Origin of the sequence: Catellatospora sp. NPDC049111, from assembly GCF_040648615.1 — a bacterium.
Classification (GTDB): Bacteria; Actinomycetota; Actinomycetes; order Mycobacteriales; family Micromonosporaceae; genus Catellatospora; species Catellatospora aurea.
Window position 1 is genome coordinate 1 of sequence record NZ_JBEZEB010000082.1, and the last position, 5825, is coordinate 5825.

The 5825-nt window shown below is 67.8% G+C and carries 6 protein-coding genes and 1 pseudogene; 4 read left to right on the top strand and 3 right to left on the bottom strand.

Annotation, left to right across the window (positions count from 1 at the left end; genetic code table 11):
* The 3 genes from AB0B66_RS43560 to AB0B66_RS43570 all read right to left on the bottom strand — a co-directional run.
* The coding region (locus AB0B66_RS43560; RefSeq protein WP_360541527.1) for a hypothetical protein at window positions 1-206 on the bottom strand (206 nt) is incomplete at its 3' end.
* Window positions 207-524: 318 nt separating this feature from the next.
* On the bottom strand, window positions 525-1700 hold the full coding sequence (gene fahA / locus AB0B66_RS43565; protein WP_360541529.1) for a fumarylacetoacetase: 1176 nt from the start codon (window positions 1698-1700) through the stop codon (window positions 525-527).
* A gap of 65 nt (window positions 1701-1765) precedes the next feature.
* Window positions 1766-2599 (bottom strand): hypothetical protein, encoded by an 834-nt coding sequence (locus AB0B66_RS43570; RefSeq protein WP_360541531.1) that lies wholly within the window; start codon window positions 2597-2599, stop codon window positions 1766-1768.
* A gap of 110 nt (window positions 2600-2709) precedes the next feature.
* Here AB0B66_RS43570 and AB0B66_RS43575 point away from each other — a divergent pair, with 110 nt between their 5' ends.
* The 4 genes and pseudogenes from AB0B66_RS43575 to AB0B66_RS43590 form a co-directional block, all read left to right on the top strand.
* The gene (locus AB0B66_RS43575) at window positions 2710-3876 is read left to right on the top strand and encodes a homogentisate 1,2-dioxygenase domain-containing protein (RefSeq protein ID WP_360541532.1); all 1167 of its coding nucleotides are present in this window, start codon (window positions 2710-2712) and stop codon (window positions 3874-3876) included.
* Window positions 3877-4152: 276 nt separating this feature from the next.
* The gene (locus AB0B66_RS43580) at window positions 4153-5094 is read left to right on the top strand and encodes a hypothetical protein (protein ID WP_360541534.1); all 942 of its coding nucleotides are present in this window, start codon (window positions 4153-4155) and stop codon (window positions 5092-5094) included.
* The gene (locus AB0B66_RS43585; RefSeq protein ID WP_360541536.1) at window positions 5007-5642 is read left to right on the top strand and encodes a sugar transferase; all 636 of its coding nucleotides are present in this window, start codon (window positions 5007-5009) and stop codon (window positions 5640-5642) included. Before AB0B66_RS43580 ends, AB0B66_RS43585 begins: the two co-directional genes overlap by 88 nt.
* Window positions 5643-5679: 37 nt before the next feature.
* Window positions 5680-5825 (top strand): annotated as a pseudogene (locus tag AB0B66_RS43590) (sulfate adenylyltransferase small subunit); the annotation flags it as partial.

Below are 5825 nucleotides of genomic sequence, written 5' to 3' on the forward strand. Positions count from 1 at the left end.
TGTCCATCACCAAAGGAACCATCCAGAGGATGATCAATAATTGGCACTTGGCTTAAATAGCACCCTGTTGAGTTCTCAAAGAACAAGCACACACCTTGCTGGTGTCCCACATTGTGGGATCCCGCTCGGGGCAACTCATCCAACTTACCCGGTCTGTCGCTCCGTGTCAAGCGAATCTTTCCTGATTTTTCAGGATCGATTTGCATCCATTTCGCGGCTTCCCAGCCCGAACACACCACAGCTACTTCAGTAGCGAGATCAGTTCGGAAGAACCTGCAACCCGGCCGGCGGTCACTTCCGAGATTTCTCTCGGCGGACTCGTCCGCCCGGCTCGTTGCCGGCTCGAAGTACATTACCCGGTCGGTTTCGCGAGCGCAAGTCCCGCACCACCCAGATGTCCCGCGTTTCCCGAACTTCGACTTGAGCTCTTCGCTCGCCGTTTTTGTCCGTTCCGCGCTGGCAGAGAGAACATTACGCAAAGGCTGGGTGACCATGCAAATCGGGGTCGTGCGGCCCCGATCACATTAGACCTGAGCTGGGAAAACAGTCCCTGCGACGGCACCGAGTTCGATGCCTGCCACGCGGGCGCGCAGCACGACGGTGTCTCCGTCGGCCAGGAACGTGCGTTCCTCGCCCTTGACCATGACCGGTTCCCGGCCGCCCCACGTGAGTTCCAGGAACGAACCGACCTCGCCACGCTCCGGACCCGACACCGTGCCCGAGGCGAACAGATCCCCGGTACGCAGGCTCGCGCCGTTCACGGTCAGGTGTGCCAGCTGCTGCGCCGGCGTCCAGTACATGGTGCGGAACGGCGGTGTCGCCACCGTGGTCTCGTTCCACTCGACGGTGATGGCGAGGTCGAGCGCCCGGCGGTCGTCGTCGAGATACGGCAGCACCTGCGGGTCCTGCACGGGCGCCGCGGTCCAGGCGTCCGCCCCGAACGCGGCCAGCGGCGTGATCCACGCCGAGACCGAGGTCGCGAAGGACTTGCCCAGGAACGGGCCGAGCGGCTGGTACTCCCAGGCCTGGATGTCGCGGGCCGACCAGTCGTTGACCAGCACCACACCGAACACGTGGTCGGCGAAGCGCTGCCACGGCACCGCCGCGCCCATGGTGGAACCGGCGCCGACCACGAAGCCGACTTCGGCCTCGATGTCCAGGCGACGGCACGGGCCGAAATCACCGGCGGCGCGCTGGCCGCTGGGTCGGACCACCGGCGTGCCGCTGACCACGACGGTGCCCGCCCTGCCGTGATAGCCGATTGGCAGGTGCTTCCAGTTCGGCAGCAAGGGCGGCTGACCCGGGCGGAAGATCTGGCCGACGTTCGAGGCGTGGTGCTCGGAGGAGTAGAAGTCGACGTAGTCGGCGACGGTCCAGGCCAGCAGGTTGGTCACGGTCGCGAGCGGGAGCAGCAGTGGCTCGGCGGCGGCCCGGTGCGCGGGATCGCCGAGCAGCTCGGTGAGCCGGGCGCGGACCGCGGACCAGTGCGCCGGCCCGAGCGCGAGGAACGCGTCGAGGTTCGGCGCGCGGAGGCTGTCCCCCGCGAGAATCAAACCGGCCGCCTCGGCGGCGTCCAAGTCAAAAGCAAAATCACCGATGCGTACGGCACACCGGGCCCGCCCGTCGGACGGCACGACGACGCCGTACGGAAGGTGGTTCAGGTCGTAGCCGCTGCCGGCGGCTCCGGGCACCCAGGTCATGCCGTCTCCTCTGCGCGCTCGACCGGAACCGGATCCCGGGCGAGATTGTTCGTGCGGTGTGCTGTTTATCCTCGCCCGTCGAGCAGGCCGAGTTTCTGCAGGTCCTCGAGTGGTTCGGGGATGCTGCAGGTGCCGAAGCCGATCCACAGCGGCCGCTGGTGAGTGCGGCGCGAGCGCACCGCCTCGATCAGGGTCAGCGGCTGGGTGGTGGCCAGCAGCCCGGCGACCTCGGTCACCTCGGCTCCCTCGGCGGCGGCGCATGCGGCGGCCAGCACGTTGAGGAAGCCGTGGTGGGTGAATCCGGTCTCGGGGTCGGTGTGCCGGATCGCGTGGTGCAGGCCGGCGGTCAGTTTGAACGGCAGTTCGCGCTCGTGGCACGCGATGATCACCGCGGCCAGCTCCATCGGCGTGGGAAACAGCTCGGCGGCCAGGCCGCCCGTGCGGAACTTCGCCGCCACCGGCAGCCCGGTGCCGCGAGCGTCCGCGAGCATGTCGAGCGCGGCCAGCAGCCCCCAGGCCAGCGGGATCTCCGCGTATCCGCGTACCCCGCTCTCGCGTACCCGCTGAAGGAAGTCGTGCAGGGCGGGTGACGGGTCCTCGCCGCGGCGGGCCATGGCGGCCTCGACCTGGACTGTCCGGGCCCCGGCAGGCGGCGGCGCGAAGCAGCCGGCGGCCGGGCCGTCGGCGATCACGCCGACCGACAGCTCTTCACCCTCGGCCAGGAGCGGGCCGAGGTCGGGCAGCTGGGAGGCGGGCACCAGGAGCGGGCCGACGAGCGGGGCGTACCAGGCGCGGCGGTGCTCGCGGTGGGCCGCCACGGCGTCGGGCAGCGTGGCGCTGCCGGGCGGGAAGACCGCGGCATCGTCGAGCAGCTGGGCCAGCAGCAGTGGCGTTGACATGATCAGTCAATCTAGTGGACGCTACATAGAGCGGACAAGAGTGTCCGATTATCGGACGTCTCTCTTCGTAAAGTGGACACCGCTCCTAAAAGCGACACAGGAGGTTGGCCATGCCGTACTACCGCAGCGTCGGAGAGGTCCCGCGGAAACGGCACACGCAGTTCCGCAAGCCCGACGGTGGCCTCTACGCCGAGGAGCTCATGGGGCAGGAGGGCTTCTCCTCCGACTCCTCGCTGCTCTACCACCGGCACGCGCCGACCGCGATCGTGGCGGCCGAGGAGTTCGACCCGCCCGCCTGGACCAGGCTGCCGAACCGGCCGCTCAAGCCCCGTCACCTGCAGACTCACAAGCTGGACCAGTCCGGCGCGGACGCCGTGCTCGGCCGGCAGCACCTGCTCGCCAACGACGACTGCCGCATCTCGTACGTGCTCGCCGACACCCCGTCGCCGCTGTACCGCAACGCCATCGGTGACGAGTGCCTCTATGTCGAGGCAGGCCGGCTGCGGGTCGAGTCGGTGTTCGGCGTGCTGGAGGCGACCGAGGGCGACTACGTCGTCATCCCCACCTCGGTCGTGCACCGGCTGGTCCCGCTGGAGCCGACCCGGCTGCTGGTCATCGAGGCCACCGGGCACATCGGGCCGCCCAAGCGCTACCTGTCCGTGCGCGGGCAGTTCCTGGAGCACTCCCCCTACTGCGAGCGCGACCTGCGCGGGCCCGACGAGCCGCTGGTCGTCGAGGGCAGCGACGTCGAGGTGCTGGTGCAGCACCGTCGCGGTTGGACCCGGCACATGTACGCCGAGCACCCGTTCGACGTCGTGGGCTGGGACGGGTGCCTCTACCCGTGGGCGTTCTCGATCCACGACTTCGAGCCGATCACCGGCCGGCTGCACCAGCCGCCGCCGGTGCACCAGACCTTCCAGGGTCCGAATTTCGTGATTTGTTCATTCGTGCCGCGCAAGGTGGATTACCACCCGCTCGCCATCCCGGTGCCGTACAACCACCACAACGTCGACTCCGACGAGATGCTCTTCTACACCGGCGGCGACTACGAGGCACGTCGCGGTTCCGGCATCGGCCAGGGTTCGATCTCGCTGCACCCGTCCGGATTCACCCACGGGCCGCAGCCGGGAGCGGCCGAACGTTCGATCGGGGCGGAACGTTTCGACGAACTAGCCGTCATGGTGGACACATTCCGCCCGTTGGACCTGTGCGAACCGGCCCTCTCCTGCGAAGATCCCGGGTACGCCTGGACGTGGTCTGGCCGGGCCCCGGGGTAACCCGTCGGGCCGGTCCCCCACGACCGCCGAAATTGGACGATGTGGGAATCGGGCGGCCGTCCGCCTTCATTCCCGCATCGTCTTATCCTTGCTCATACTTACGGCTGACGGGATGGGTATCACACCCAGTCCACTAGCTGACAATGACCTGGTTTTAATGTTCCAGACATAGATGTTAAGTAGAGTCAGGACGTCCTGGCGGAGAACTTGGCGTTAAGCCATCACGGCACTTGTGCCGGTGCGATCGCCAGCAGGCACTTCAGTGGGGAGCTGAGAGTGACTACCGTCCACATCGGTGCGTCGAGCAAGGCAGGTCACGGGGTACGGGGCCACCGCACAACTACGCTGACCAGGACCCTTCCGGGCGCACGGACGCGCTGGGAGTCCCGCTACGTCAAGAGCCTCGTGCTCTCCGACGGGGCGGTCGGGCTCGTCGCCGCCCTCGTCGCGCTGAAGGTGATCTTCGGTCGGACCGACCTGGTCGAGTACGTGGCATTCAGTCTTTCCCTACCGACGATATGGATTATCGCGCTATTCGCCAACCGCGCATACGACCGGCGTTATCTGTTCGTCGGTAATGACGAGTACCAGCGCGTTCTGCACAGCGGCCTGGTGCTCGCCGCAGTCATCGGACTCGCCTCCTACTTCCTGCACCTCGGGGTCGCCCGCGGCTATGTCGTCATCGCGGTGCCGATCGTCACCGTGTACGGCATCATCAGCCGCTACACCCTGCGCCGCCGGCTGCACCGCGCCTGGGCCCAGGGCAAGTGCCTGCGGCAGGTCGTCGTGGTCGGCCACGAGAGCTCGGTGGTGGCCCTGACCCGCCAGCTGCGGCACGAGCGCTACCACGGCCTCGGCGTCGTCGCGGCCTGCGTGCCCGCCCTGCGCACCGGCTCTCCCCTGGCCGGCATGGGCATCCTGGTGTACGACAACATCCACCAGGTCTCCGCGGTCGTCGGCGAGGTCGGCGCCGACATGGTCGTCGTGCTCTCCTGCCCAGAGCTCGAAGGCGCCGAACTGCGCCGCCTCGCCTGGAGCCTGGAGAACCAGAAGGTCGACCTGATGGTCGCCAGTGCGCTGTTCGACATCGCCACAGCCGCACCACCATCCGCCCGGCCGACGGCCTGCCGATGCTGCACCTGGACCACCCGCGGTTCACCGGCGTCGGCCGCCTCGTCAAGAACATCACCGACCGGGTGCTCGCCGCGATCGCGCTGACCCTGCTCGCGCCGCTGCTGCTCGCCTGCGCGCTGATGATCCGCTTCGGCAACGGCCGCGGCCCGGCGCTGTTCCGCCAGGTGCGCGTCGGCCAGCACCGCCGCGAGTTCGTCATCTACAAGTTCCGCACCATGTACACCGACGCCGAGGACCGGTTGCAGGACCTGCGCCACCTCAACGAGCACGACGGCGTGCTGTTCAAGATGAAGAACGACCCGCGCGTGACCCCCATCGGCCGGTGGCTGCGCCGGTACTCGATCGACGAGCTGCCCCAGCTGATCAATGTGCTGAAGGGCGAGATGTCCCTGGTCGGGCCCCGCCCGCCGCTGGACTCCGAGGTCGACCAGTACCCGGCGGACATGCACCGGCGGCTCGTGGTCAAGCCGGGTCTGACCGGCCTGTGGCAGGTCTCCGGGCGCTCCGACCTCTCCTGGGAGGAGTCCATGCGCCTGGACCTCCGCTACGTCGAGAACTGGTCGCTGACCCTCGACGTGGTCATCCTGCTGCGCACCTGCACGGCTGTCCTGCGCAGTTCCGGCGCCTACTGACGGCCGCGGCCGGCGAAAGAAAGAGGAGACGACACCAGTGACGACGTTCCAGGTTTCGCATCTTGACGCCCTCGAGGCGGAGAGTGTGTTCGTGATGCGGGAGGTGGTGGCGGAGTTCGAGCGTCCGGTGCTGCTGTTCTCGGGTGGCAAGGATTCGATCGTGATGCTGCGCCTGGCGCAGAA